We start from the raw sequence: 502 nt of genomic DNA on the forward strand, positions 1-502 counted from the left end.
CGGGACGAAGCAAAAGAGGGGGGGCCTGCCCCCCCCCTCGCCGAGGCCCCCCCCCCCCGGCCAGATTCACTTCGGTCGGCGGAGACGGAGGGATTTGAACCCTCGATCCAGGTTTCCCCGGATCCTTCATTAGCAGTGAAGTCCATTCGGCCGCTCTGGCACGTCTCCCCGCTGCACCCCGCGGAGGCCATGGACCCCGATAGGAAACAGCACGCGCCATGCTAGTCGGAGCGCGTGACTCGGGTCAAAACCACGTGGTCGGTCAGGCGGGCCGTCACCCCCGGGAGGCGAGCACGAACGGCAGCACAGGTCCGCTCCCGGCCAGGCGGAGTTCGCGGGCGGCCACGGTCAGCGACCACCTGCTGTCCACCAGGTCGTCGACCAGCAACACGGGCTGCCCGTCGATCTGCTCCAAGGCCTGGCGAAGGTCCGGGGTCACCACAAACTTCCCCCACACCGCAGCCACCTGGTAGGCGCCGTTACCCCCGCCGCCACCTGGATG

The 502-nt window shown here is 68.9% G+C and carries 1 protein-coding gene and 1 tRNA gene; both read right to left on the reverse strand.

What is annotated here, in order from left to right:
• Positions 1–79: 79 nt before the first annotated feature.
• A tRNA-Ser gene (locus GTW58_RS14205) sits at positions 80–168 on the reverse strand.
• A gap of 106 nt (positions 169–274) precedes the next feature.
• The coding region (locus GTW58_RS14210; protein WP_168023672.1) for a phosphoribosyltransferase at positions 275–502 on the reverse strand (228 nt) is incomplete at its 5' end.

Origin of the sequence: Kocuria subflava, assembly GCF_012163155.1 — a bacterium.
Taxonomy (GTDB): domain Bacteria; phylum Actinomycetota; class Actinomycetes; order Actinomycetales; family Micrococcaceae; genus Kocuria; species Kocuria subflava.